19 protein-coding genes and 1 pseudogene are annotated in these 25,877 nt (G+C 68.1%); 11 read left to right on the top strand and 9 right to left on the bottom strand.

Annotated features, from left to right (window positions below; translation table 11 throughout):
• Window positions 1-264: 264 nt before the first annotated feature.
• Complete coding sequence (locus tag ABC766_RS08765; RefSeq protein WP_345821849.1) at window positions 265-1,548, bottom strand: type II restriction endonuclease; 1,284 nt, start codon at window positions 1,546-1,548, stop codon at window positions 265-267.
• 187 nt (window positions 1,549-1,735) lie between these two features.
• Window positions 1,736-2,173, bottom strand: a complete 438-nt coding sequence (locus ABC766_RS08770; RefSeq protein WP_331302670.1) for an EamA family transporter — start codon at window positions 2,171-2,173, stop codon at window positions 1,736-1,738.
• Window positions 2,174-2,453: 280 nt separating this feature from the next.
• On the opposite strand from ABC766_RS08770, the gene ABC766_RS08775 reads away from it, so the two are divergent.
• From ABC766_RS08775 to ABC766_RS08815, 10 genes are all read left to right on the top strand, one after another.
• Window positions 2,454-3,113: a response regulator transcription factor gene (locus tag ABC766_RS08775; protein ID WP_331302738.1), complete on the top strand. Its 660-nt coding sequence runs from the start codon at window positions 2,454-2,456 to the stop codon at window positions 3,111-3,113.
• The gene (locus ABC766_RS08780) at window positions 3,110-4,408 is read left to right on the top strand and encodes a sensor histidine kinase (protein ID WP_345821850.1); all 1,299 of its coding nucleotides are present in this window, start codon (window positions 3,110-3,112) and stop codon (window positions 4,406-4,408) included. The genes ABC766_RS08775 and ABC766_RS08780 overlap by 4 nt, the downstream gene beginning before the upstream one ends.
• Before the next feature lie 111 nt (window positions 4,409-4,519).
• Window positions 4,520-4,831: a PepSY domain-containing protein gene (locus ABC766_RS08785; RefSeq protein WP_331302672.1), complete on the top strand. Its 312-nt coding sequence runs from the start codon at window positions 4,520-4,522 to the stop codon at window positions 4,829-4,831.
• A 61-nt stretch (window positions 4,832-4,892) separates the two neighbouring features.
• Entirely contained in the window at window positions 4,893-5,666 is a 774-nt protein-coding gene (locus ABC766_RS08790; protein WP_345821851.1) for a hypothetical protein, read from the top strand.
• Window positions 5,667-5,695: 29 nt separating this feature from the next.
• The gene (locus ABC766_RS08795) at window positions 5,696-6,475 is read left to right on the top strand and encodes a hypothetical protein (RefSeq protein WP_331302674.1); all 780 of its coding nucleotides are present in this window, start codon (window positions 5,696-5,698) and stop codon (window positions 6,473-6,475) included.
• 465 nt (window positions 6,476-6,940) lie between these two features.
• On the top strand, window positions 6,941-7,345 hold the full coding sequence (locus tag ABC766_RS33980; protein ID WP_419539925.1) for a phosphatase PAP2 family protein: 405 nt from the start codon (window positions 6,941-6,943) through the stop codon (window positions 7,343-7,345).
• Between the two features lie 250 nt (window positions 7,346-7,595).
• Entirely contained in the window at window positions 7,596-9,221 is a 1,626-nt protein-coding gene (locus ABC766_RS08800) for an anti-phage dCTP deaminase (protein WP_345821852.1), read from the top strand.
• 128 nt (window positions 9,222-9,349) lie between these two features.
• Window positions 9,350-9,760, top strand: coding sequence for a hypothetical protein (locus ABC766_RS08805; RefSeq protein ID WP_331302676.1), 411 nt, complete (start codon window positions 9,350-9,352; stop codon window positions 9,758-9,760).
• A gap of 430 nt (window positions 9,761-10,190) precedes the next feature.
• Window positions 10,191-12,494: a hypothetical protein gene (locus ABC766_RS08810; protein WP_345821853.1), complete on the top strand. Its 2,304-nt coding sequence runs from the start codon at window positions 10,191-10,193 to the stop codon at window positions 12,492-12,494.
• Window positions 12,495-12,610: 116 nt separating this feature from the next.
• Window positions 12,611-13,807 (top strand): hypothetical protein, encoded by a 1,197-nt coding sequence (locus ABC766_RS08815; RefSeq protein ID WP_345821854.1) that lies wholly within the window; start codon window positions 12,611-12,613, stop codon window positions 13,805-13,807.
• 173 nt (window positions 13,808-13,980) lie between these two features.
• Here ABC766_RS08815 and ABC766_RS08820 read toward each other — a convergent pair whose 3' ends face one another.
• The 7 genes and pseudogenes from ABC766_RS08820 to ABC766_RS08845 form a co-directional block, all read right to left on the bottom strand.
• Window positions 13,981-15,264, bottom strand: a complete 1,284-nt coding sequence (locus tag ABC766_RS08820; RefSeq protein ID WP_331302679.1) for a hypothetical protein — start codon at window positions 15,262-15,264, stop codon at window positions 13,981-13,983.
• 246 nt (window positions 15,265-15,510) lie between these two features.
• Window positions 15,511-15,927, bottom strand: a pseudogene (locus tag ABC766_RS33985) (TniQ family protein); the annotation flags it as partial.
• A gap of 287 nt (window positions 15,928-16,214) precedes the next feature.
• The gene (gene gyrB, locus ABC766_RS08825) at window positions 16,215-18,659 is read right to left on the bottom strand and encodes a DNA topoisomerase (ATP-hydrolyzing) subunit B (protein ID WP_345821855.1); all 2,445 of its coding nucleotides are present in this window, start codon (window positions 18,657-18,659) and stop codon (window positions 16,215-16,217) included.
• A 179-nt stretch (window positions 18,660-18,838) separates the two neighbouring features.
• A complete protein-coding gene (locus ABC766_RS08830; RefSeq protein ID WP_345821856.1) occupies window positions 18,839-19,801 on the bottom strand; it encodes an aldo/keto reductase in 963 nt (320 codons plus the stop codon).
• A gap of 8 nt (window positions 19,802-19,809) precedes the next feature.
• A complete protein-coding gene (locus tag ABC766_RS08835) occupies window positions 19,810-20,454 on the bottom strand; it encodes an MBL fold metallo-hydrolase (RefSeq protein WP_043380910.1) in 645 nt (214 codons plus the stop codon).
• A gap of 89 nt (window positions 20,455-20,543) precedes the next feature.
• Window positions 20,544-20,927, bottom strand: a complete 384-nt coding sequence (locus tag ABC766_RS08840; RefSeq protein WP_345821857.1) for a hypothetical protein — start codon at window positions 20,925-20,927, stop codon at window positions 20,544-20,546.
• A 67-nt stretch (window positions 20,928-20,994) separates the two neighbouring features.
• Window positions 20,995-22,662, bottom strand: a complete 1,668-nt coding sequence (locus ABC766_RS08845) for an alpha-amylase family protein (protein ID WP_043755248.1) — start codon at window positions 22,660-22,662, stop codon at window positions 20,995-20,997.
• Between the two features lie 157 nt (window positions 22,663-22,819).
• Between ABC766_RS08845 and ABC766_RS08850 the strand changes: the two genes are divergently transcribed.
• Window positions 22,820-25,867: a penicillin-binding protein 1A gene (locus ABC766_RS08850; RefSeq protein WP_345821859.1), complete on the top strand. Its 3,048-nt coding sequence runs from the start codon at window positions 22,820-22,822 to the stop codon at window positions 25,865-25,867.
• The last annotated feature ends 10 nt before the right edge of the window (window positions 25,868-25,877 follow it).

Raw genomic sequence — 25,877 nt, forward strand, 5'->3', positions numbered from 1 at the left:
AACACCGCCGCCGGCCGCGCGGCCCGGCGTGTCGGCGGGGCGCCGTGCGTCCCCGCCCGACCCGATGCGTTCCGGGACGGGCCTCGTCGGCGCGCGCCGCTTCCCTCCTTCATATCGTGAGGGACCGGGCGGACGACCGAGCCGGGGTACGACCTGCGTCGAGCCGGCGTCTGCGCTACGAGAGGTACGCCCGTGGCCGCGGCCGATCCGGCGACGTCGCCGGTGACGGCCGACGGCGGGAGTGCCGTGGGCCGAGCTCGGGCCTCACGCCCCTCGCGAGATCGGCTTGGCGATGGCGAGCACGCCCTTCAGGCCGCTGCCGAAGCGGGCGATGGCCTCGCGATGGCCGCGGAGCTCGCTGTAGGGCAGATAGCGCAGGTCCAGTTCCGCGACGCGGGAGAACGCCGGCCGCGCGAACTGGGCGCGGACATCGCCCTCCCGGTCGTCCGGTGCGACCAGGAAGAAGTTGCGGGCCGTGGCGCCCTCGACGCCGAGTGCGAGGTCGAGCATGCGCACGATGCCCGAGTAGATGCTGGTCGTGTGCTCCACCTCGAACGCGGCCGCCACGTCCGCGGTCCCCTTGCCGATCCAGAGCACGTCGATCAGGCGCACCGTCTCCGTCGACCCCTTCGCGGCGAGGCTCGCCGGTAGGCGGTCCAGGCAGCCGTCGGAGAGCCGCCCGGACCCGTAGGGCCGGTTGCCGTCGTTCGAGGCGATCCAAACGTCGTAGCCGAGGGCGAGCCCGAGGTCGCGCAGCCAGCCCTGGACCTCGGTGTGCGTATGGTCGGCCTCGCGCCCGGCCTGGACCGACCGCGACGCCGTCGCCGCGGCTTCCGCGCGGACGCGGTCGAGATCCTCCCGCCAGCGCGCCAAGGCTCCGTCCGCATCCAGGTCGGGCAACGGATAACGTCCCGATCCGACGTCGAACAGGAATCCCGCGGCGGCCCCGAAATCGTTGGACAGCAGCGCCCGGTGTGTTTCGTTGAGTTCCACGATGCCCCGCCGCATCGCCAGGTACTCGTCCCAGCGCCCGAGCTTCACCTTCGCGCCGGTGAGCGCGTTGTACCCCTTGACGATGGCGGTGTTGAACGGCGGCACCCAGGTCGGGTGCAGGAAGTAGAGGAGGTTCGCCGCGGCCGGTCCCAGGCCCTTGATCCGTGCTTGGTCGAGCGCGTGGACTGCGGCGAGCACCTGGGCCTCGGCGTTGCAGCACAGGCAGGCATCGAGGAAGCGCCCGAACGCGACCTGGTTTGCCCGGTCCTCGTAGATGTCGGGGATGCGCAACTTCGGCTTCCACAGAAACGCGTGGTCCGCCCCCTTGAACACCTGCCGCTGCTCGGCGACCGAGTGGACGACCGTCTCAAGGGAAGAGCCCCGGTAGGCATTGCCGAAGGTGTCGGCCCTGATCTCGTCGACCACGGCCTGCAGGCCGCGCCGGATCGAGCGGAAGTTCTTGATGCGCTCCTCCCAGAGGAACCATGTCCTGTAGGACGCCCCTGGGTCCTCCCGCCAGTGCCGGATGAGATTGGCGACCAAGTCTCGGTTCACGCGTCCGGTCCGTCCTATGTCGATGGGGTGGACTATGCCGGGTGCCGTCCCGTGTCGCCATCGCGCCGTGGGTACCCCGCGGGGGTTCCCCGAGGATTGTGCCGTTCTGTCTCCGCTCGGCAACGTCGGATGAGGGTGCTGAACTTCGGTCTTCGAAAGGGGCGGTCGAGGACCGCGCGGCCCCCTCTCACCCCTTGAAGGCGACCAGGACGGCACCCGCCGCGATGAGGACCACGCCGACCCAGTTCGGCGCCGAAAGTCGTTCGCCGAGGAACAGCACGCCGAACACGGCCACCAGCACGACGCTGAGTTTGTCTATCGGTGCGACACGGGCCGCATCCCCGAGCTTCAGGGCGCGAAAGTAGCAAAGCCAGGACGCGCCCGTCGCCGCGCCGGACAGGAGAAGGAACAGGTAGGTCCGCCTCGACACCGAGCCGGGCGTTTGCCAGCCGCCCGTGACAGCCAGGATGCTGGCGATCACGGCGAGGATGACGAGGGTGCGCACGAAGGTGGCGTAGTCCGAGCCGACGTTCTGGACCCCGACCTTGGCGAAGATCGCGGTGAGGGCGGCGAACCCTGCCGAGAGCACGGCCCAGAATGGCCAGGATGACGTAAGCTCTTTCACGGACAGCCGTCGTATCGCTGCAGGGGGAACCGCGTCCCCCGTCATCCTATCATCCCGGGCCGGCGACGGTGAGCGGCCCGTCGAACCACGAGCGAAGACTGAGAGCGGCGTTCGAGAATTCCGCCCGGTCCGGTTTACGTGCGAAAGCGGGGAACCGTGAAACACCGCGACCTGGATGGTCGTCACCGCGGCGGGCATGCTGGCCCCGTGCCGACGGCGGGCCGGCAGCGTCGAACGTCGAACCATTGTGGCCTGCGCAGGGCGGGCGGGAACTCATCCGATGCGCCTTCTCCTCATCGAGGACGACCCAATGATCGGCGACGGGCTACGCCGCAGCCTGTCGACGGAAGGCTATGCCGTGGATTGGGTGCGGGACGGGGAAGGCGCCGAGGCCGCCTTGCGGGCCGGTGGCCATGCCCTTGTCCTGCTCGACCTCGGCTTGCCCGACGCCGACGGACTTAACCTGCTGCGGTCCGCCCGAATGGTCGGGAACGACGTTGCGGTCCTGATCCTCACCGCCCGCGACGGCCTCGACAGCCGCGTCGCGGGTCTCGACCTCGGAGCGGACGACTACCTCGTCAAGCCGTTCGAGACGCGCGAGCTCCTTGCCCGGATGCGCGCCGTGCTGCGGCGGCGTGCGGGCAGGGCCAGCGCTCGACTTATCACCGCCGACACCGAGCTCGACATGGAGAGCCACGCCCTCACCCATGCTGGCGCGACGGCGGTGCTCAGCGCACGCGAATACGCCTTGATGCATGCCCTCATGGAGCGGCCCGGCCGCATCCTGTCGCGGGCCGAGATCGAGGAACGCATCTATGGCTGGGGCGAGGAGGTCGAGAGCAATGCCGTCGACGCGCTGATCCTGTCGATACGCCGCAAGGTCGGCAAGGGCGTGATCCTCAACCTGCGCGGCGCCGGCTGGATGGTGGCGAAGCCGTGAGCGGGGCCTCGCTGCGCCGGACCGCGCTGGGCTGGATGACCGCGCTCCTCGCCGGCATCGGCATCGCCGCCATGCTCGCGGCCTACCTTCTCGCGCGGGGCGAGGCGGCCGACTTCCTCGACGGGCAGTTGCGGCAGGTCGCCCTGAATGCCGGGCCTGGCCTCGTCGATGGGCGGAGCGCCGCGCAAGCCCCGCCCGCCGCCGACGAGGATCCCGAGGACCAGATCGCGGTGACGATCTGGCAGGACGGCCGGATCCTGCGCAACGATCCCGGCGTGGACATGCGCCGGCCCGAAAGGCTCGGCTACGCCGAGGCGGTCATGGGCGGCGAGACCTGGCGGACCTACACCAGGGCCGCGGGCCCCGTCACGGTGCGCGTCGCCCAGCGCGACGTGGTCCGCTCGGAATTCGCGCGCAACGCCGCGCTGGGCGCAGTGACACCGTTGCTTCTGCTCGTGCCCCTGTCCTGGCTCGTGGTCGGCTGGGCGATGAACAGGGTGCTCGGCCGGCTCGACGTGCTCGTGGGAGACCTCGCCGGGCGCAGCGTGTCCGCGACGACCCCGTTGCCGACGCAGGACGTGCCGGTCGAGGTCGCCCCCCTGGTCGGCGCGATGAACGGGCTGATCGGACGCCTGCAGGCGGCGCTCGACGCGCAGAGGCGCTTCGTCGCCGATGCCGCGCACGAACTGCGAACGCCGCTCGCCGCGATGCAGGCCCAGCTCGACGTTCTCCCCGCATCCGACATGCCCGGGAGCCGCGACGCGCTGGCCGAAGGCTTGCGCCGGGCGAGCCGGCTCGTCGACCAGTTGCTGCGCCTCGCCCGGCTCGACGGGCAGGAGGGCGCTGCGGAACGCCTCGACCTGGCCGCGGTGCTGATCGATTGCGTAGGCGACCATGCGGTCCTGGCGCAGGCGAAGGAGATCGATCTCGGCGTGGCGATCACCGCTTCGGCGACGCTGCACGCCCCTGCAGACGAGATCCGGACGCTCATCGCGACCCTGCTCGACAACGCCCTGCGCTACACCCCGGCGGGCGGCGAGGTCGAGGTAAGCCTGGGACGGGAGGCGGGGATGCCGGTCCTCGCCGTGCACGACACCGGCTGCGGCCTTCCTCCGGGCAGCGAGGCGCGCCTGTTCGACCGCTTCTACCGCGCCGCGCCCCCGGACATCGAGGGTACCGGCCTCGGGCTCGCCATCGCCCGGCACATCGCCGAGCGCCATGGCCTCGGGCTCACCGTCGAGAACCGGCGGGACGGCCGCCGAGGCGTCCTCGCCCGGATCGTGCTGCCGGCCTGACGCGCCGCTCATTCTGTCCTCATTTTAGCAGGCTATCGCTCTCCCGGACGGCGGCCCTGCGCGGGTGCGCCGCGTGATTGCCCCGTGATCGAACCGACGTGGAGAGAAGCGATGACGACCAATCGTCCGAGGTGGCACGCTGCTGCGGTCGTGGCCTCACTTCTGGTGGCACAGCCTGCGCTGGCCTTCACCGGCCAGGAACTCTCCCGCGAGGCCAAGATCGGCTTGCCCGAGGCGCGGGCCATCGCCCTCAAGGCGCATCCGGGGAAGGTCACGGACGAGGAGTTGGAGCTTGAGCCCGGCGGCAGCGGCCTCCGCTACTCGTTCGACATCAGGAACGGCTCGGTGACGCATGAAGTCGGTGTCGACGCCGCGACCGGTCGGGTTCTCGAAAACAAAGTCGAAGGTCCGAACCCCGACTGACGATGAAGTCTGATGCCTCCATTTCATCGAGGCGGATGTCGCCGCATAAGAGTTCAGCCGCATGGATATCGAGAGCAGAGCGACGCTGAGCAAGGTCCCGGAGGTCAACCTCGGCTTCTGGGCCATCAAGATCCTTGCAACCACGCTGGGCGAGGTCGGCGGCAATGCGGTGACGCTGACGCTGGGCCTCGGCTACCTCGCCGGGACCGCGATCTTCGGCGGCATCCTCGTCCTCCTGCTCGTCGCACAGCTCCGGTCGGACCGCTTCCATCCGCTCCTGTACTGGGCGGTGATCACCGCCACGACGCTCGCGGGCACCACGCTCGCTGACTTCTGCGACCGCTCGCTCGGCATCGGCTATCTCGGGGGCTCGCTGATCCTTCTCGTCTCGGTCCTCGCGACCCTCGTCCTCTGGAAGCGGACGCTCGGCACCGTTGCCGTGGAGACCGTCGGCACCCCGAAGGCCGAGGGCTTCTACTGGGCGACCATCATGTTCTCCCAGACGCTCGGGACCGCGCTGGGCGACTGGATGGCCGACAGCACCGGCCTCGGCTACGAGGGCAGCGCCGTCCTGATCCTCGTTGCCCTGGCCGGGGTCACGGCGCTCTTCTTCGTCACCCGCGTCTCCCGGCCTGCCCTGTTCTGGGCGGCCTTCGTACTGACGCGTCCGCTCGGGGCGACGCTGGCCAACTCGCTGGACAAGCCACCCGCCTCGGGGGGCCTCGGCATCGGCGACATCACGCTCTCGGGTCTGCTCGCCCTGGCGATGGTCGTCTGCGTCCTCCTCGTCCCGCAGCGGGCCGGCCAGCATCCGGCGCAAGCCGACGTGGCCTGAGCCATCTTACGAAAGGGATCCCGAGACGGATGAGCGAACATCTTGAACGCACCCTCAGCAAGGTGCCCGCGGTCACGCTCGGCTTCTGGGTCATCAAGATCCTGGCCACCACGCTCGGCGAGACCGGCGGCGACACCGTGACCATGACCCTCGACTGGGGCTACCTCGCCGGCACCGCCCTGTTCGCGGTGGTGCTCGTCGCCTTGGTCGTCGCCCAGATCCTGGCGAAGCGGTTCCATCCGGCCCTGTACTGGGCGACCATCGTCGCCTCGACTACCTTCGGCACGACCATGGCCGACTTCGCCGACCGCTCCCTCGGGATCGGCTATACCGGCGGCGCGACGCTGCTGCTCGCCTGCCTCGCGGCCGTGCTCGGGCTCTGGTACGCGGTCGAGGGCACGGTGTCGGTGGACACGGTCTCGACCCCGCGGGTGGAAGCCTTCTATTGGGCGGCCATCACCTTCTCGCAGACGCTCGGGACCGCGCTCGGCGACTGGCTCGCCGACACGGGCGGCCTCGGCTACGAGGGCGGCGCGCTCGTCTTCGGGGCTGCACTCGCCGTTGTCGTGGTGCTCTACTACCGGACGCGGGTCTCCCGAGTGGGCCTGTTCTGGGCCGCCTTCATCCTGACCCGGCCGCTCGGGGCCACGGTGGGCGATTTTCTCGACAAGCCGGTCGCCCAGGGCGGGTTGAACCTGAGCCGGCCGCTCGCCTCAGCCGTCATCGCGGCCTTCATCATCGCCCTGATCGTGCTCCTGCCGCAGCGGGCCGGCCGGCATCCGGGCGCCGATCCGCAGGTCTCGCGATGAGCCGCGACGCATCCCTTTCGGCGCAGCCGCCGGCACGCCGGCCGGTCTTCGCCTGGCTGGCTGCGCTGTTCGTCGCATCCGCCCTCACGCTCGGCTTCGGTTAGCTCGCGGAGGCGATGGCGGAGGGCGATACGATAGCCTTCGACCGGCACGTGCCGGTCATGTTCCGCCAGCCGGGCGATCCGGCTCACCTGCTCGGGCCGCCCTGGTTGCCCGAGACCGTGCGGGACCTGACGAGCCTCGGCAGCACCGTGTTCCTGGGGCTCATGCTATTGCTTGTCCTAGGTTATCTCGCCGTGGCGCGCCGTAGGCGAGCGCTCCTGCTCGTCCCCGTCTCCGTGCTCGGCGGCCAAGTTCTGTCAACCATCCTGAAGCTGATCTTCGCGCCCGCGCCCGACACCGGTCCCGAACGCGCCGGAGGTGTTCACGGCGGGTTTCCCCAGCGGCTAGGCCACGCTCGCCGCGGTGACCTACCTGACGCTCGCCGCGCTTCTCGCCCGCATTGTGCCGCGCCGCGCGACCCGGCACTACTTCGTAGCTGCCGGCAACGTCATCAGTCTGACGGTCGGCATCAGCCGGGTCGCACTCCGCGTGCATTGGCCGACGGACGTCCTGGCCGGTGGTGTTTGGGAGTCGCCTGGGCGAAGGCCTGCACCGCGATTGCGGACTGCTTGGCTCAGCGCGGTCAAATCGAGGCCGAGGCCTCTAAGCCGATGTCCGCTGTGGAGATACCTGCGATGGCATTCGAATGACTGTAGCGGACGCGAAGCGGCTGACCGTAGCCTGATCGCCCTGGTTCCGCAGCGGGCGGGTCGGTGCACAGGCGTCGCCATGGCTCAAAACGTTGCCATTCGCGCGTCGAACGGCTGAGAATCGCATCACTCGCGAGCATGAAAACGTTAGGTCGGCTCCGCGAGCAGCCCCGCAAAGCAGCCGATGATTAACCAGCGGGAAAGACGGAACACGCCTTCGAAAGGTCGGAGCGGTTAGAGGCACCCTGAGACGGCCACTTCACAGGCGGAGGCCGCCGTGTCATCCCCGCGGCGTTCCAGCGGTGCGCCCGTGACCACGGCATTCCAAGAGTCGACCCCTAATGGCCGATGCAGCGACGACCGGACGTTTGCCAACCGCGGCCGGCCCGCGCCCGGGCGAGACGAGCCAGCGCCTGCTCCGGAGCTTCCGCGCGAACGAGCTCTTCATCGCGGTCGTCGGACCGGGCGGTTCCGGGGCAGGCCGGGCAGCACAGATCGTCAAGGAATTCCTCGAAACGCAGTCGGTCGGCGACGGCGGATACGAGGTCCGCATCGTCAAGGCGAGCGCTGAGATCAAGGCCTGGGCCCGGAACAACGGCCGCGACCTCGGCCCGGTCGGCGGCCGCAAGACCCTCGCCGGCGTGGTGCACATGCAGGACCTGGGCGACGCGATGCGGCTCGCCTTCGGCGACAACGCCGCGGTCGCCCGCGCGGTCGTCGCGCGCATCCGCGCCCTCCGCGCGGAGGCGAGCGGCAGGCCGGAGGGCGAGATCGACGGCAGGCCCCGTGCCTACATCATCGACTCCCTGCGCCACCCGGCGGAGGCGCATCTCCTCCGCAGGATCTACCAGGACGCCTTCACGCTCGTCGGGGTCGTATGCGACGACGATGCCCGCCATGGCCGGCTGACCCGTGAGCTGTTCGACTTCAACGACAGAGGCCGTCCGGAGACGCGCCGCGCCGTCACTGCCTTCATGGATCGCGACGGCGACGCGCCGGAGAGCCACGGCCAGCACGTCGTCGACACCTTCCACGAGGCGGATTTCTTCGTCGACAACTCGAAGGATGCCGGCGACGACCCGAAGAACACCGGGATGAACGAGCCGCTGCGGCGCCTGGTGCGGATCCTCACGGCGTCCGACGTCATCCGGCCGAACGTCGCCGAGACGGCGATGCATCAGGCCCATTCGGCCCAGTTGAGGAGCGCATGCCTGTCGCGGCAGGTCGGCGCGGCGCTCGTGGACGCCAAGGGCAACATCGTCGCGACCGGCACCAACGACGTGCCCAGGGCGGGCGGAGGGCTTTACGGGACCGACCTCGACGGGGAGGCCTCCGACCATCGCTGCGCGTTCCGGCCGGACAAGTTCTGCAGCAGCAACCGCGAGCAGAACGAGATCATCGGCGAACTCATCGACAAGTACCCCGCGCTGGCCGAGGGACGGGAGAAAGGCCAGGCGGTGGCCGAGCTCCGGCGCACGAAGATCGGCGGCCTGATCGAGTTCAGCCGGGCGGTCCACGCGGAGATGGACGCGATCCTGACCGCCGCCCGGACCGGCACCTCGCCGAGGGGATGCCGTCTCTACGTCAGCACGTTCCCCTGCCATTACTGCGCCCGGCATATCGTCGCCGCCGGGATCGACGAGGTCCAGTACATCGAGCCCTATCCGAAAAGCCGGGCGATCAACCTCCATTGCGACGCCATCACGACGGCTGTGGACGGCTGGGAACCGCCCTCGGGCGTACAGGGTTCGGGATCTGTCGGCCCCGCACGGCCCGGTGTCCCGGCCCCCGCGGCCAACGCCAAGGTCCTGTTCCATCCATTCGTCGGGGTCGCACCGAGGATGTATGCCCGCGCCTTCCTGAAAGACCGTGACTACAAGGACAAGCTGACCGGGGATTACAGGGTCGGCGAGCCGGTTTGGGGTGGTCACTCAGAAGTGCTGCGGGTACATTATCTAGATCTCGAATCGGGCCTGGGAGCGCTGCAAGCGTGAGCAAACCACTCCTCCGCCTCGTCGAGACAACGTCCTGGGAAACCGACGGTTTTCCTGCCCCGTCTGCGCCGGTGCGGCAGCTCTCGCTCTTCGACCATCGTCCTGTTCGCCGGATCTCGTGCCTGCCCATGGCCGACATCCACGGCGTGACGTTCACGCGCGCGGTCTCAATGAGCCGGCACGCGCTGGTGGTCGATGCACGGCTCTACCCGTACTTCGACCTGCCCGGGCTGAGCAGGTTGTCGGTCTTCCGCCTGTTCGAGGATCTGTCGTGCCTCTACATGCACGCGCCGGTCGACCTGCGTCCGCCCAGGGACCAGTCGGCACGGTGGCATCGGCGACAATCCGTGCGGGAGGCGATGGCGCGCGTCGTCGGCCAGGACGGCGCTCATGGTAGGGCGTCGACCATCGTGTTGGTGAACCGCATCACCGAGGTCGATGTCCTCGACGAGGCCCTGCGCGGCGTGGTCGGCGACGGGGAACATATCTGGAACGTTCAGCCTCACGACGCCCTCGTCCTTACCGGAAACGGCGGATAAGCTGACCAAGGCGCCCCGAAACCCGCCGGATGGATCGTCGGAGCGATGCCGGTGCCGTCGCCCAATCGGCCGACTTTCGATGCCTCCGTGTCGATGACGACCGGGAGCAGGGCCCGAATCCAGACACCACATCGGCGCATGTACCGTCTGACGGGACCGGGCGGTGCAGGCGGGATCAGCGGACCGGCACGTGCCGACCTGCCGGGCCAACCGATGACGTGGTCCCCGCCTCAGGTAATGACTCGGGCTTATCAGGGACCCCTCACAAACGAAGTGCGATTTCTCGAAACGCTCGCCTGGCAAGCCGAAGGTCGACGTACGGGACCCTTCGACTTTGTTCGCTTAGAGGTTTCGACGGCATAGGGTGTGGACGGCCGCGCAGCAGGACGGTTGCGGCTCGTCTTAACGTGACTGCCGCGTATAGTGCGGCATGGCTTTCCGTCCCGGCGAAAGGGTCCGTCCGCAGCTCGCCCTGAACGCGATCCACGTCATGACGCCTCCGGGAACGATCCCGGCTTCGGTGGCCCCGTTCGACCGCGCGCTGCTCCACGCCTATCTCGACCGGCCGGAGAACGACGTGTTCGCGACGCGGCACGGCGAGACGGACATGGCCGTGGTGCCCCTCACCCCCGGGGCGAACCTCCCGACGGACAGGATGGGACTGCCCGCGGCCGAGCACCTGCGGCTCGTGTCGGCGCTGACCCGCGAGGCGGTCTTCCGGTTGCTCGCGGCCTCCCCGGAGGCAGACCTCCTGATCCGTAGGAGGCCGCCGACCGTCGCCGGCAAACGGGAGAACGTCCTCGCGGAGGAAATCGGCCTGCCCGACTGGCTGAAGAAGCGGCTGGTCCTGGAGTTCGACACGCGCATCCTGCGGCCGCCCCGGGGCGACGCCTACGTCGTCCTGACCTGCTCGAAGCGGCTGCGCACGATCATCGACGCGTCGTGCCGGACGCTCCTCGAACTCGGCGTGCCGCTGACCGGTGCGGCGGTCTCGTCCTGGCGCGAGGATCCCGACCCGAAGGTATCGCGGCGGCTCGCCTACGCCGGTCGCGTCGTCGAGGTCGGGCAGGACACGCTGACCCTGGACGATCACGGGGCGGGCCCCTCCGTGGTGTCGAGCGGGGACGTCTTCCTCGAACCCACGCGGGCCAACTTCAACAAGGTGGTCGAGGTGATCACGCAGGGGAACTCCGAGCGGGCTTTCAAGGCGGTCCAGAAGGCCGAGGCGGAGTGGCATGGCGGCCGGCGGACTATCGAGATCGTTCACGGGGTGCTCAACCAGCTCGGGAACCGGTCGATGGACTTGGCCGACGGCGTCCCGCTCCGCCTGGGAGGGCTGATCGACCAGGCCGCCGACGCGGACGCCTTCCCGCCCGCCGAGGCTGTCTGGAGGCCGAAGCTGTCGTTCGACCCGGTCCATTCGCCCGAGACCTCGAACAGCTGGAAACAGCAGAGCCTGGACCGCACCGGACCGTTCGACCGGCAGACGTTCGAGCCGAAGCGACCGCGCATCGCGGTCGTTCACGAGGCCGGCCGTCGCGACGAGGTCGCCGCGGCCATGCGGGATTTCCTGCACGGCAGGCCCGACATCGCGAGCGACGCGGGCCTCGTCCCCCACGGCAGCGGGCTGCTCGGCCGGTTCAGGCTGCACGAGCCCGAGGTCCGTTACTTCGAGGCCGCCGGCCGTGGCGGCCCGGCTTATGCCGACGCCGCGCGGTCCGCCCTCAGGGACGCGGCTTCGCGCGACGAGCCTTGGGACCTCGCCATGGTGCAGGTGGAGCGGGCCTGGCAAGACCGGCCGCACGCCGATAGCCCGTACTGGATGAGCAAGGCGACGTTCCTCAAGCGGGACGTGCCGGTCCAGGCGCTCTCGACCGAGATGCTGGACCTCGACGCGTTCGGCTACGCTAACGCGCTGGCCAACATGAGCCTGGCGACCTACGCGAAGCTGGGCGGAGCCCCCTGGCTGCTGGTCGCGCGGTCGCCGACCGATCACGAACTCGTCGTCGGGCTCGGGTCGCACACGGTCAGGGAGGGTCGTCGCGGGGCCGGCGAGCGGTTCGTCGGAATCGCGACGGTCTTCTCCAGCCAAGGCCACTACTTCCTGGACGCCCGGACCGCGGCCGTGCCGTTCGAGGCCTACCCGGCCGCGTTGAGCGATAGCATCGTCGACGCCATCAAGCGCATCGGCCGGGAGGAGGCGTGGCGTCCCGGCGATGCGGTCAGGCTCGTCTTCCACGCGTTCACGCAGCTTAGTCGTGAGACGGTCCAGGCCGTCGAGAGGGCTGTCGCCGGGATCGGAACGACGAACGTGAGCTTCGCATTCCTGCACGTCGTCGAGGATCATCCGTTCACGATGTTCGACCGCGCCTGGCCCGACGGCAAGGGAGCGTTCGCCCCGGAGCGGGGGCAGGCGCTGCGGTTGAGCGAGGCGGAGTGGCTCCTGACGCTGACGGGACGCAGGGAGGTGAAGGCGGCCTCCCACGGTCTGCCCGGCCCGGTGCTCCTCCGCCTCCAGGACAGCTCGACCTATCGGGACATGCCGGTCCTGGTGCGCCAGGCATCGGATTTCGCGTTCCATTCCTGGCGCACGTTCGGGCCGTCCGGCCTGCCCATCCCGCTCGTCTACGCCGACGAGATCGCCAAGCAGCTGTCGGGCCTGGAGCGGACCCCCGGTTGGGACACGGATGCCGCCGAAGGCGGCCGCGTCATGAGGAAGCCGTGGTTCCTCTGAGCGACGGACCCGGTATCGCCGACATCCGAGCCGGCCTCGCCTCCGCCGCCCGCGGAGCCGACGCATCCCCCCTCGCCCAGGCCTTCCGGGCCTGGGTGCTTGGGATCGCGGATCCGATGGTGGAACTCGCCAAGGGCGCCGCGATGGCGTTGGGGTCGCCCGGCGCGCGATCCGCCGGCCACGTGGCGATTCTCGGCTACGCCTCGACCGATCCACGCCTTGCCGAGGTGTTTTCCGTCCCATTCCGCGATGGCGTCGTGTGGCTCGGCAGTCGAAGCTGGTTCAGGCCGCATCAGCCGCCGACCCTTGAGGCCGACGGCCCATCCGCCCTCGGCCTCGCGCTGGGCGTGCGCCGCCTGCTCGACCTCCGGGATGCCGAGTGGCTCGGCGTGCTGGTCGTGCGAGGCGCTTCGGCCGCGGGGCTCTCGGACTTCAACCGTTCCCTTATGACCGCGGCGGCGCACATCTTAGAAGCGCCGGCCCGGCGCGACCTCGCGGCGATGTTGCCGGAGGCAAGGGTCGCGCTCGCCGAACTCGGCGTCGTCCCGGCCGACCCGGATTGCCGTCGGCCCGCGTGGAGCAACGCGTTGCGCTTCGAGCCCGCCATGGGCGGCCCTGCGCACGCGTCGATAGCCCTCCGTGCGTTCGACGCCCTGTGCGAGACCAACATGCCGGCCCGCCTCGGGCGCCTCGAACCGGACGACGTCCTGCGGGTGCTGCAGGGCGTCGAGAGGTCGTTGAGGCTCTGGACCTGGGAGGAGCGGCCCCGCACGACCAAGTCCCGGCTCGTCCGTTGGGAGATCGAGAGCGAGTACCACGTCCAGAACATGCTCTGGGCGATCCTGGCTTCGCTCTTCCCCGACCTCAACGCGGAGGAGTACACGCCCCCGGTCGGGCACAAGAACCCCCGGATGGACCTGACGGTGCCGAGCCTCGGCCTCGTCATAGAGGTGAAGTTCGTCCGTCCCGTCGTTTCGTTCGCCAAGGTGGTTGAGGAGATCGCGGCGGACGCGGCGCTATACCGCGTGGACCCGAGATGGCGCGTGCTGATCCCGTTCGTGTGGGACGACACCTTCCGCACGGAGGAGCACCCGAAATTGATCGAGGGTCTCCGTAAGCTGGAGATGGTTCACGACGCGGTCGTTGTTTCGCGCCCCGGCAAGATGGCGAGGGATGACCGGGCCCGCGCCCGTCCCGGGAGGACAGAGACCGGTCGCCGTTCGCCTACCCGAGCCTCGGCGACGACAGGCACTCCTCCGTCGACATTCTCCGCGGAGACCGCTTCGCTCGTTTCGATTAAGGAAACGGAATAGGACCCCCGAGATGATTATGTGGCCGAGCAACTTGGATCAAATCGAGCAGCGCCACTACTACAGCCGTTGAGCGGGCCTTCCGATAGGTTGACCTCTTCGTTCGGAGCGGAAATTTCTGAATATAAGCATGAGATGGCCGATGATTGCTTCGATCTCGCAATGCAGGCCACCGATTAGCCTTTGTCGCCGACGGCCACGCGCCTTTTCCCGACCCGGCCCAGCAATCGCATTGTATCTTTTTGACGCCAGAACGTCGTGCTGACTCGTGGATCGGTTGCAGACAATACTGGCTCTACTTCCATCTTCCGGAAGATTTGTTCGATATTATTCGTCGTGGTGCCATGCTTTCTCGCAAACGACCGACTTGAAATATAATTGGATCTGAACTGCTGAATGCTTTCAGCGTCCACGTCAATATCTGTTTTTCCTTGTCGAAGAAGGCTCATCGCAATCAGCCGTCGCACGTCTATATTGTAACAATCCAACAGGCGGGCCACGTCGGAGATGTGAACACATCCAGCCGATTTCCGATGGTCCCGTTGAAATCGTGCGACCTCCGTGCGCAGGAAACCGATCCGCCGCAGTCCGGTACCATCGATCAAGATGAGCCTCGGACGTAGTTTACCTGCCAGAACCGCGCGGACGATAGACGCCACCCCGAGACCTCGCACGCGTTGGACGACTTCACACGTGTCGTAGGTAATCCGTCGGTCCGCGTGGCTGCCGCCATCGGGCAGCATGGCTTCCATTTTTTCGATCAATCGAACGGCTGACGTCCGGCTGATGAATCTTCCCGATGTCCCGTTTATGCCGGTTAAAAGGCCGTCGTTCAATAAAAGCGCTACCTTGTCGGGTTTGACCCCCAGCAATCGGCCCGCACTTCCGTGGGAAATGGCTTCGCCAGCGACGCGAAGGTCCGTGAGCGTCTTGCCTGACCCGTTTGCTTTCAGTCGTAACTCGATTTCGTGGCGATCCACGAACATGAACGTCTTGTCGTTCTGGACAAGTCGTGTACCTACGAGCGACCCGTCACCAGCCATACGTGCCAGCGTCCTCCGGTCGATCCCGAGCGCCCGAGCCGCCTGCGGGCGGGTCATCCATCGGTCAGAATACTCGTCGCCCGCAAGGGCCTGCCGCAGGGCCGGGGCGCGACCATCTCCCATAACGTCCAAGAAGTTCTGGAACTCCTTCGCAAAGATGAATCTAGCCTGAGCGGGCAAGAGGAACTCACCGTTCCCGCTTTGCCGGAGCAGGAATGCGACCTCAGGATCCTGAGCCCCCCCGCCCGCCGTCGAGGCGGACGCGAAAACTCTCTGTGACTTGATGAAGTCGTGGAAGCCCGACGGCCAGTTGGACAACATTCGGGCAGCCTTCATCGCAGCTTCCGCGTTGTCGGCAGCGGTGGGGCTTCCGCGGTAAGTCTCGCGCATGCGTCTGAAGCCGAGCCGGCTTGCCATGGTTACTATATCCTGAGGCGGCAACATGCCGAACGCATCGCTCAGGGCCGAGCGGCGCGGGAGCGCGTCCGAACGGAGTGCCTCACCCAGGAGAAGGGCCAACTCAACTTCCTCGTCGCTGGCCCTCGTGATTGCCGAACAGGAGTAGCGGCCACAGCAGCTAGGGTTTGGACAAAGATCGATGTGTCGACGCCTCCAAGTGATCGGCGAGCCGCAGCGCGGACACGCGCTCACGAGCCTACATTCATGGTACGGACAGCAGCTCCAGATACGAAGCCCCCAAGCCGCTTGGACGAACCCCTTTTCAACCAAGCAGATGGGGCAGACCTTTGGCCTTCGTGCGTCGAATAGGGCCACCGAGATGTCCATCCCCGGTATTTCCGCCCACCGCCAACCTGCGGTATCCATTCGTGGGACGAGCGTCTGCAGATCACGCGTAGCTACTTCGGTCATCGAGTGCAGACGCTCTATTACGCCTTCACGCGCGAGAAGGTCTGGCGCTCTCATGCCCGCCGAACGTAAGATCCATTCAGAAAATTCGTAGCCGTTGATTTGGGTCAGTCGCAGCACCCACCCAAGAAATCCCTCGCCCTTCTCCGGCGATGTTCGGACGACTAGACGCGGATTGTAGCCCAGTATCGAGGCGTACCTTCGTCTAAGCATTAGATTTTGCCGTCCAAGGCGAGATTTACAGCTTTAAAGCGGCTGGAAGCGTTGCGGCTGCCAGCGTGATCGGCGTAGGCCAGCCCACGTCACCTCCCGCGGGTTGTGCCCCGGTATCCGGCTCGCCAGTGGCGAACCGGGCCATTTCCCACGTAACCAATGCAAAAAAAATCAAGCGATTTTCGACTCTTAGGTCAACCCGCCTTCCTTAAACGAGTAGCCAGAAAACCTCGCATTATTTCCTGACACTCTCGCATTTTCGGAACGACAGACCAACAGGCTGAACCCTAGACGTCCAGATTGGCGACGCTGAGGGCGTTTTCCTGAATGAACTCGCGCCGCGGCTCCACCACATCGCCCATCAGCTTCACGAACAGGTCGTCGGCGTCGGTCACGTCCTTCACCTTGACCTGCAGCAAGGAGCGCACGTCGCGATCCAGGGTGGTCTCCCAGAGCTGCTGGGCGGTCATCTCACCGAGGCCCTTGTAGCGCTGGAGCTGCAGGCCCTTCCGGCCAAACGCCATCACCGCCTCGAACAGGGCGACGGGCCCGTGCAGCACGGTCTCGTCGGACTTACGCATCAGGGTGGCGGGTTCGCCATAGATTTCCCGGAAGGCGTCGGCCCGCTCAGACAGGCGCCGGGCTTCCTGCGAGGTGATCAGGCCGAGATCGAGGGTCGCCACCTGCCGGACGCCGCGCAGCGTCCGGCTGAGGCGATAGCCGCCCTCGAAGGATTCGCCCTGCCAGCCGCGCTCGATCTCGTCCGCGATGGCGTCGAGCCGGCGGGCGGTCAGGTCGGCCAGCACCTCGGCCTCGCCGGTCCGCGAGGCCGCCTCGGGGTCGAAGGCGCCGGCCAGCACCGCCTGCTCGACCACGGCGCGGTCGTAGCGCGTGTGCAGGCCCTGCAGGATATTGCGAAAGGTCCGCGCCTCCTCGACGAGGCTCTTGAGCTGAGGCCCGGCGAATTCCGCACCGGTGGAGAGGCGCAGGATCGCCCCGTCGGTCCCCTGGTCGATCAGGTAATCCTCAAGGGCGCGCTCGTCCTTCAGGTAGATCGCCTTCCGGCCGCGCTCCGCTTTGTAGAGCGGCGGTTGCGCGATGTAGAGATGGCCGCGGTCGATCAATTCCGGCATCTGCCGGAAGAAGAAGGTCAGAAGCAGCGTCCGGATGTGCGAGCCGTCCACGTCCGCATCGGTCATGATGATGATGCGGTGGTAGCGCAGCTTCTCCGGGTTGAAGCCCTCGCGGTCGGTCGAGGAGCGCCCGATCCCGGCGCCGAGCGCCGTGATCAGCGTGCCGATCTCGGCCGAGGACAGCATTCGGTCGGCACGGACGCGCTCGACGTTCAGGATCTTGCCGCGCAGCGGCAGCACCGCCTGGAAGGTCCGGTCGCGGCCCTGCTTGGCCGAGCCGCCGGCGGAATCACCCTCGACGAGAAGGATCTCGCACTTCGTCGGGTCGCGCTCCTGGCAATCGGCGAGCTTGCCGGGCAGCGAGGCGATGTCGAGGGCGCCCTTGCGGGTCACGGTCTCGCGGGCCTTGCGGGCGGCCTCGCGCGCCGAGGCCGCCAGGACCACCTTGGCCATGACCGACCGCGCCTGGCTCGGATTCTCCTCGAGCCAGGTCGACAAGCCTTCGTTGAGGACGTTCTCGACCGCGGGCCGGACCTCGGACGAGACGAGCTTGTCCTTGGTCTGCGACGAGAATTTCGGGTCCGGCACCTGCACGGAGATGACGGCGGTGAGGCCCTCGCGGCAATCCTCGCCGGTGAGCGACACCTTCTCCTTCTTGGCGATGCCGCTGGATTCGGCATAGCCGGTGACCTGCCGGGTCAGGGCCGCCCGGAAGCCGGCCATATGGGTGCCGCCATCCCGCTGCGGGATGTTGTTGGTGAAGGGCAGCACGGTCTCGTTGAACGAGTCGTTCCACCAGAACGCGACCTCGACGCGGATCCCGTCGCGCTCAGAACTGACGACCACCGGGCTGGTCATGCCGTCGATCGGCTTGCGGGAGCGGTCGAGGTACCGGACGAAGGCCTCGATGCCGCCTTCGTAGTACAGCTCCTCGCGCTTCTTCTCGGCATGGCGGGCATCGGTCAGGACGATGCGCACGCCGGAATTGAGGAAGGCGAGTTCACGCAGGCGCTTCTCCAGCGTCCCGTAATCGAACTCGATCATCGTGAAGGTTTCGGTGGAGGGCAGGAAGCTGACCTCCGTCCCGCGCCGACCGTTGCCGGGCCCGACGACCTCCAGGGGCGCCACGGCGTCGCCGTGGCGGAACTCCATCGCGTGCTCCTTGTCGTTACGCCAGATGCGCAGGCGAAGCCACGACGACAGGGCGTTCACCACCGAGACGCCGACGCCGTGCAGGCCGCCGGAGACCTTGTAGGAATTCTGATCGAACTTCCCGCCCGCGTGCAGCTGGGTCATGATGACCTCGGCCGCCGAGACGCCCTCCTCCTTGTGGATGTCCACCGGGATGCCGCGGCCGTTGTCGGAAACCGTGACCGAACCGTCGGCGTTGAGGGTGACGGTGACGAGGTCGGCGTGGCCCGCCAGGGCCTCGTCGATGGCGTTGTCGACGACCTCATACACCATGTGGTGGAGGCCGGAGCCGTCATCGGTATCACCGATATACATGCCGGGGCGCTTGCGGACGGCATCGAGGCCCTTCAGCACGCGGATCGATTCCGCGCCGTAATCGGCAGGCTCGGTCTGGGGGGTGTCGGCCATGAACTTCCTCGGGCAGGCGGGCCTGATCGCGTCGGTGGCAGATGCGCCGTCGGGTGCCCGCGCCTGAACTCTCGCTTGATCCGCCTGATATAGGGGTTCCGCGTTGAGATTGCACGATTTTACGGGCCCGCGGCGGGCCCGTCCCGAAGCTTTTGTGACGCTCGCCGCTTAACGCCGCGTTAGCCCTCGATGCCGCCCGCGCTCGCCGTGTCGAGGCGGCCGATCGCCTCCGGCGAAAGGGTCAGCCGGACGGCGCCGAGGAGCTCGTCGAGTTGCGCCACCGAGGTCGCGCTGGCGATGGGCGCCGTGATGCCGGGGCGGGCGATGATCCAGGCAAGCGCCACCTGGGCCGGGCTGGCACCGTGCGTCTGCGCGACCGAATCGAGCACGTTCAGCAGCGCGAGACCGCGCGGGTTGAGGTACTTGGCGACGCGGTTCTCACGGGCCCGTCCCGTCGCGTCCTGGGCGCTGCGGTACTTGCCGGTGAGGAAGCCCGCGGCCAGCGAGAAGTAGCCGATGACGCCGATCTGTTCGGCCCGGCAGAGCGGCTCCAGCTCGGCCTCGTAACCGCGCTGGGCGAGGCTGTAATCCGGCTGGAGGCATTCGTAGCGCGGCAGTCCCGCGGAGGCGGCGATCGTCAGCGCCTCCTTGAGCCGCGCCGCGCTGTAGTTCGAGGCGCCGATCGCGCGGACCTTGCCCGCCGCGATCAGGCGCTCATGGGCCCGCAGGGTCTCGTCCAGGGCCACGTCGGTATCGTCGACATGGGACTGGTAGAGGTCGATCCGGTCGATCCGCAGCCGCCGCAGCGAGGCCTCGCAGGCCCGCTCGATATGGGCCGCCGAGAGACCCTTGCCGGCCTCGCCCATGTCCATCCCGACCTTGGTCGCCAGCACGATCCTGTCCCGGACGCCCGGACGGCCGGCCAGCCACCGTCCGATCACCGTCTCGGATTCCCCGCCGACATGGCCGGGGGCCCAGCGCGAATAGACGTCGGCGGTGTCGATGAAATCGAAGCCGCTCTCCACGAACCGGTCGAGGATCGCGAAGGCGGTCGCCTCGTCGGCGGTCCAGCCGAAGACGTTGCCGCCCAGGCAGAACGGCGCGACCGTCAGGTCGGAGCGGCCGATGCGGCGCTTGTCCATGATGTCGGTCAGTCCTGCAGGAAAGGATTTGAGACACGCTCCTCGCCGAGCGTGCTCGTCGGGCCATGGCCCGGGATGAAGGCGATGTCGTCGCCCAGCGGCAGGACCTTGTCCTTGATGGCCCGGATCAGCTGCTCGTGGTTGCCGCCCGGCAGGTCGGTGCGGCCGACCGAGCCCTTGAACACCACGTCGCCGACCAGGGCGAACCGCGCGTCCCGGCTCACGAACACGACGCTGCCGGGCGAGTGCCCGGGGCAGTGAAGGATGTCGAAGCCGAGACCGCCGACCGTCACGGCATCGCCCTCGTCGAGCCAGCGGTCGGGCGTGACGGGCCGGGCCGCGCCGAGGCCGTAATTGGCGGCGGTCTCGGGCAGGGAATCCAGCAGGAACTTGTCCGCCTGGTGCGGCCCCTCGATCGGAACGCCGAGGCGCTCGCGCAGCTCGTCGGCGCCGGCGGCGTGGTCGACATGACCGTGGGTCAGCAGGATCTTCTCGACGGTGACGCCCTGCTCGCGGATGGCCGCCTCGATCCGATCGAGATCGCCGCCGGGATCCACCACGGCGCCGACCTTGGTCGTGTCGTCCCAGATCAGGGTGCAGTTCTGCTGGAAGGGTGTGACCGGGATGATCCCGGCGCGTGGCGTACCTGGCATGTCGTCCCGCGTGTAGGCAGCGCCGCTCCGGACGCCCTCGGCCGCAGTCTAGCGCAGAACGCCGGTGGGCGGCACCCTGTGCGGCACGCTCAGGCCGCGTCGCCCCTGGGGCGGCGCAGGCTGTCGTGAAGCGCCAGCATCTCCGCCATGCCGAGCGCCCGCGAGCTCCAGCGGGTCTCCGCGGTGTTGACCTGCGTGAACCGGTCGTGGGACCGGCCGCCATAGGCTCCGAACAGGGTCCTGCCCGCCTCGACGGCACCGTCGTCCCGCGCCGTCTCGTCCGGCCGGTCGATCCGGTAGGACGGCGTCGGCGACCGGCCGGTCACGCCGATCCGCACCGAGGCGTCGCCGTAATGCTTCTGGCACAGCCTCATGGTGACCAGCACCTCGCGCAGGTAGTCTTCAGCGTCGGCGAGATCCGGCAGGATGTCGGCGATCGTCGCGTCTGAGGGATAATGCTTCGTCCGGGCCATGCTACACCTTGCTCAGGCGTGTCCTACCGTCTTTGCCGGCCGAGGGCGAGCCGGGCGCCGGTCTTCCTCACGCCGGCCGCCGCTTCAGCAGCGCGTCGAGGCCCCCGACCCGGAACCAGTGGTAGCCGTAGCCTTCCAGGAATAGGCAGTGCCGGCCGTCCTCGCCGACCTCGCTGCGGCTGCCGGTCAGCACATCGACGAGGATGTCGTGCTCGGGATCCTCCACGCCGGATGCCATGGCGACCTCGACGGGCTCCGGCGCCAGATTGTGGACACACAGGATGGCATTGCCGCGCCAGTCGTAGCGGAGCGCCAGCACCGAGGGACGCCCGGTCTCCATCGGGACCACGTCGCCCCAGCCGATCTCCGGCGCCTCCTTGCGCTGACGGATCATGCTCTGCATCCAGTTGAGCAGCGAGTCGGCCTCGTGGCGCTGGTCGGCGACGTTCACGTGCGCGTAGCCGTAGGGCCCGTGGTCGATCAGCGGAATCACCGTGCGGTCGGCCGTGGAGAAGCCGCCCTGATACTCGCTGGTCCACTGCATCGGCGTGCGGGCGCAGTCCCGCTCCTTGAGCGCGAGCTCGTCGCCCATGCCGATCTCGTCGCCGTAACGCAGCACCGGCGTCCCCGGCAGGGTGAACATCAGCGAATAGGCCAGCCGGATGCGGCGGGGATCGCCGGCCAGCATCGGTGCGAAGCGGCGGCGGATGCCGCGGTCGTAGAGCTGCATCCCCTTCTCGGGCCCGAAGGCGTCAAACACGCTCTGACGCTGCTTGCCCGTCAGGCGTCCCAGGTCCAGCTCGTCGTGGTTCCGCAGGAAGATGCCCCATTGGCAGGAGAGCGGGCGGGGCTTCGTCCGCTCGATCGCCTTGACGAGCGGGCGCGCATCATGGGCCGCCAGGGCGTAGAAGGTCGCCTGATTGACCTGGAAGTTGAACATCATGTGCATGCGGTCGGCGTCGTCGCCGAAATAATCCATGTCCTGGTTCGGCAGGATGTTGGCCTCGGCCAGGATGATGGCGTCGCCCTGGCGCCATTGCAGGAATTCGCGCAGGTCGCGCAGCATCTCGAACTGCTCGCGGGGCTTGCCGCCCACATCGGCCCCCTTCTCGGCGATGACGAACGGCACGGCATCCATGCGGAAGCCTGAGACGCCCAGCTGGATCCAGAAACCCATGATCTTGAGGATCTCGGCCAGCACCTCGGGATTTGCGGTGTTGAGATCCGGCTGAAAGTTGAAGAAGCGGTGGAAATACCACGCCTTTGCCTTCGCATCGTAGGTCCAGGTGGTCTCCTGCACGCCCGGGAAGACCATGCCCTCGTCGGCGCTCGCGGGGCGCTCTTTCGACCAGACGTACCAGTCGCGATAGGGCGAGTCCGGGTCGGAGCGGGCCGATTGGAACCACGGGTGCTGGTCCGAGGTGTGGTTGACCACGAGGTCGATCAGCACCCGCAGCCCCCGCTGCTTGGCGGCGTGGGTGAAGGCGACGAAGTCACCGAGCGAGCCGTAATCGGGGTCGACGCCGTAATAGTCGGCGATGTCGTAGCCGCCATCCTTCTTGGGCGAGGGCTGGAAAGGCATCAGCCACACCGCGGTGGCGCCCAGGCCCTGGATGTAGTCGAGCCGTCGCTCGAGCCCAGCGAAGTCGCCGATCCCGTCGCCGTTGGCATCCATGAAGGTGCCGACCGACAGGCAATAGATGATGGCGTTCTTGTACCACAGGTCGTTGATCATGGCCCCCCCCGGCGTCGTCGCGCCTCACGAACGTGGGACCCCATGAAAGCGTTGCCGTGCGGCGTCTCCTTAAATCAGCCGCGTTGTGCACGCCCTGTTCAGGCGCGCTCCCGAAAGGTCCGCGCCCGCCCCGTCGCGTCCCCCGAACCCGGCCCGTATGAACGCCATCCTGATCAAGCTGTTCGCGACAGCCCTGACCCTGAGCCAGGTCACGACCCGGCCGGAGGCGGTCCGGACGCAGTTCGATCCAGCCACCGATGGGCCCGAGGTTGTGCGCCTGCTGCGCGACGGCTGCGCCCACATGCGCAAGGCCTTCGACATCGAGGACATCAACCTCGACGAGCTGATCACCACCGCGATGGAGGATCCGTCCACCGTCGCCGGGCCGGCCGCCCCGAAGATCCTGCACGGGCTCGACCTGAACGAGCTGAACACGAGCTACAAGCAGTTCTGCAAAGGCGAGAACCCGGCGAACTCGCCCTTCGACGCCAAGGCAGTGATCGAGTTCTACGACAACGCCACCAAGGACCTGCCCAGCGCCGAGGCCCTGCGCGACAAGGCGCTCCCCGGCATGACCCGGATCCTCGACGGCGCCGGCAAGCCCTTCGCCGAGGCCTCCGAGCCGAACGGGCGCCGCATCGTCGTGCCGATCACGGCGGTTCCGACGCTGGTGCAGAAGGCCTTCATCGCCGCCGAGGACAAGCGCTTCGAGACCCATCACGGCATCGACGAGCGCGGCGTGATCCGCGCCTTCATCGCCAATCTAGCCTCGCCGGGACGTCCGGCGGGTGGTTCGACCATCACCCAGCAGGTGGTCAAGAACCTCTCGGTCGGCGACGACGTCACCTACGAGCGCAAGATCCGCGAGATGATCGTCGCGTCGCGGCTGGAGCGGATCCTCTCGAAGCCGCAGATTCTCGGGCTCTATCTCAACGGCATCTATCTCGGCCGGGGCGCCTACGGCATCGAGATGGCGGCGCAGAGCTATTTCGGGAAGCCGGTGGGGCAGCTCACCCTGCCGGAGGCTGCGCTCCTCGCCGGCATGCCCAAGGGGCCGAATTTCTACAGCCCCGACAAGTATCCGGACCGGGCGCGGGAGCGGCGCGCCTACGTGCTCGCCCGCCTCAAGGAAGAGGGCGCGATTTCCGAGGCCGAGATGAGCGCGGCGATCAAGTCCGATCTCGGGCTGAAGCCGATCGAAACCGCGCGGCGCGATTCCGGCTTCTACGTGGTGGATTTCCTCAATCGGGAGGCCCGCACCTTCGCGGGGGTGGATTCCCTGACCTCCGGGTCGCTGACCGTCCGCTCGACGATCAATGCGGGCCTGCAGCGCTCCGTCGAGGAGGCTCTCCAGGACGGGCTCGCCAATTACGAGCGCTCCACGGGCCGTCAGGTCTTCGCGGGGCCCGAACTCAACCTCGCCGACAGCGTCCGCAGGATCCAGGCCGCGACTCCTGCACCGGAGGGGGCGACCCAGGCGGCGCCCGCGGTGACGGGAGCGCGAACGGATGCGCCCAAGGCGGATGCCAAGATGGACGCCAAGGCGGACGCCAAGGCGCGTCGTGGCGAGAAGGTCGCGGCGGTCCCGCAGAAGAAGCCGGCCTGGCTTCTGGCGCTCGAGAGCGCCCGCCCGGTGCTCTACGACGTGCACTGGCCGATGGCGGTGGTGCTGGAGACCGGGCGCGGCGGCATGAAGGTCGGCCTCGCCGATGGCCGGACCGCCGTCCTCGACCCCGGCATCGCCCGAGGCAAGCTGCAGCTCTACGACGTGATCCGCGTGAAGGTCGGCTCGGGCAAGGGCGGCCTGCGCGCGCAGATCCGCGTCCGGCCTACGGTCCAGGGCGCGGCCCTGGTGATTGAGAACCAGACCGGCCGGATCCTCGCGATGGCCGGCGGCTTCTCCTACCCGCTGAGCCAGCTCAACCGCGTCACCCAGACGGTGCGCCAGCCCGGCTCGACCCTGAAGCCGCTGACCTATCTCGCCGCGCTCAATGCCGGCCTGCAGCCCAACACCCTGGTGATGGATTCCGCCGTCACCCTGCCGCCGATCGGCGGGACCGGCGATTCCTGGTCGCCGAAGAACTACGAGGGGGGCGGTTCGGGCCCCACCACCCTGCGGCGCGGCCTCGAATTCTCCAAGAACCTCGTCACCGCCCGTCTGCTCCAGGGTGGAATCGAGCCCAAGGCGCCGGCGAGCCTGAAACGGGTCTGCGACATCGCCCTGGAGGCACAGATCTACGCCGAGTGCGAGCCCTACTATCCCTTCGTCCTCGGCGCGCAGCCGGTGCGGATGCTGGACCTCGCGGGCTTCTACGCGGCAGTGGCCAACGAGGGCGCGCGTCCGGCCCCCTACGCGCTCGAATCCGTCGAGCGGGACGGCAAGCCGCTCTACACGCACCCCGCCAAGGAGCCGGCGCGGATCGCCTCTGCGGACCGGGTCGCCTTCTACCAGCTCAAGACCATGCTGCAGGGGGTGACCCAGCACGGCACCGCGGCGGCGCTGTCGAAGGTCTCGGCCTACGTCGCCGGCAAGACCGGAACCTCCGAGAACGAGAACGACGCGTGGTTCGCGGGCCTGACCAACGAGATCAGCGTGGTGGTCTGGGTCGGCTACGACAACGCCGACGGCACCCGCAAGACCCTCGGCCGCGGCCAGACCGGCGGCCATGTCTCGGTGCCGATCGCCTCCGCGATCCTGCAGGCGGCCTGGGCGAACGGAATCGCCAAGACGCCGCTGCGGGGCCCCTCCCCCGAGGCGCGCCCCTTCATCGCCGACCTGGCGGTCGATCCGCGCAGCGGTGTGCGGGTCGCGGGCGGCGGCTTTCTCGAGCATTTCCGCACAAGCGGCGACGGACGGATGGCGGACACGCAGTACCGCCTCGTTCCGCGGGAGACGCTCTACGCCATGCGGCCCGATGCCCAGGACGGCGATCTCGCCGGCACCGACGACGGCGCGAACGTGGCGGGCGACTATTACGGCAACATGACGGGCGAGCGGCCGCGGGCCGACTTCCTGGACCCTTTCGGCGAGCGTCCGGCGCCGCGCAGCCGCCGTGCGCAGGGCGATGTGGATCTCTACGGGCAGGATCCGTACAAGCCTTGGCCCGGCCAGACGAACCGCTCGCCCTTCGGCGGGGATGACGACGCGCGCCGGCCGCGCCGCCGCGATCCGGACTACCTGTTCGGCGAAGATCCCGGTTACTGACTGTCCTCCC

This window comes from Methylobacterium fujisawaense (genome assembly GCF_039619325.1).
GTDB classification, from domain to species: Bacteria; Pseudomonadota; Alphaproteobacteria; order Rhizobiales; family Beijerinckiaceae; genus Methylobacterium; species Methylobacterium fujisawaense.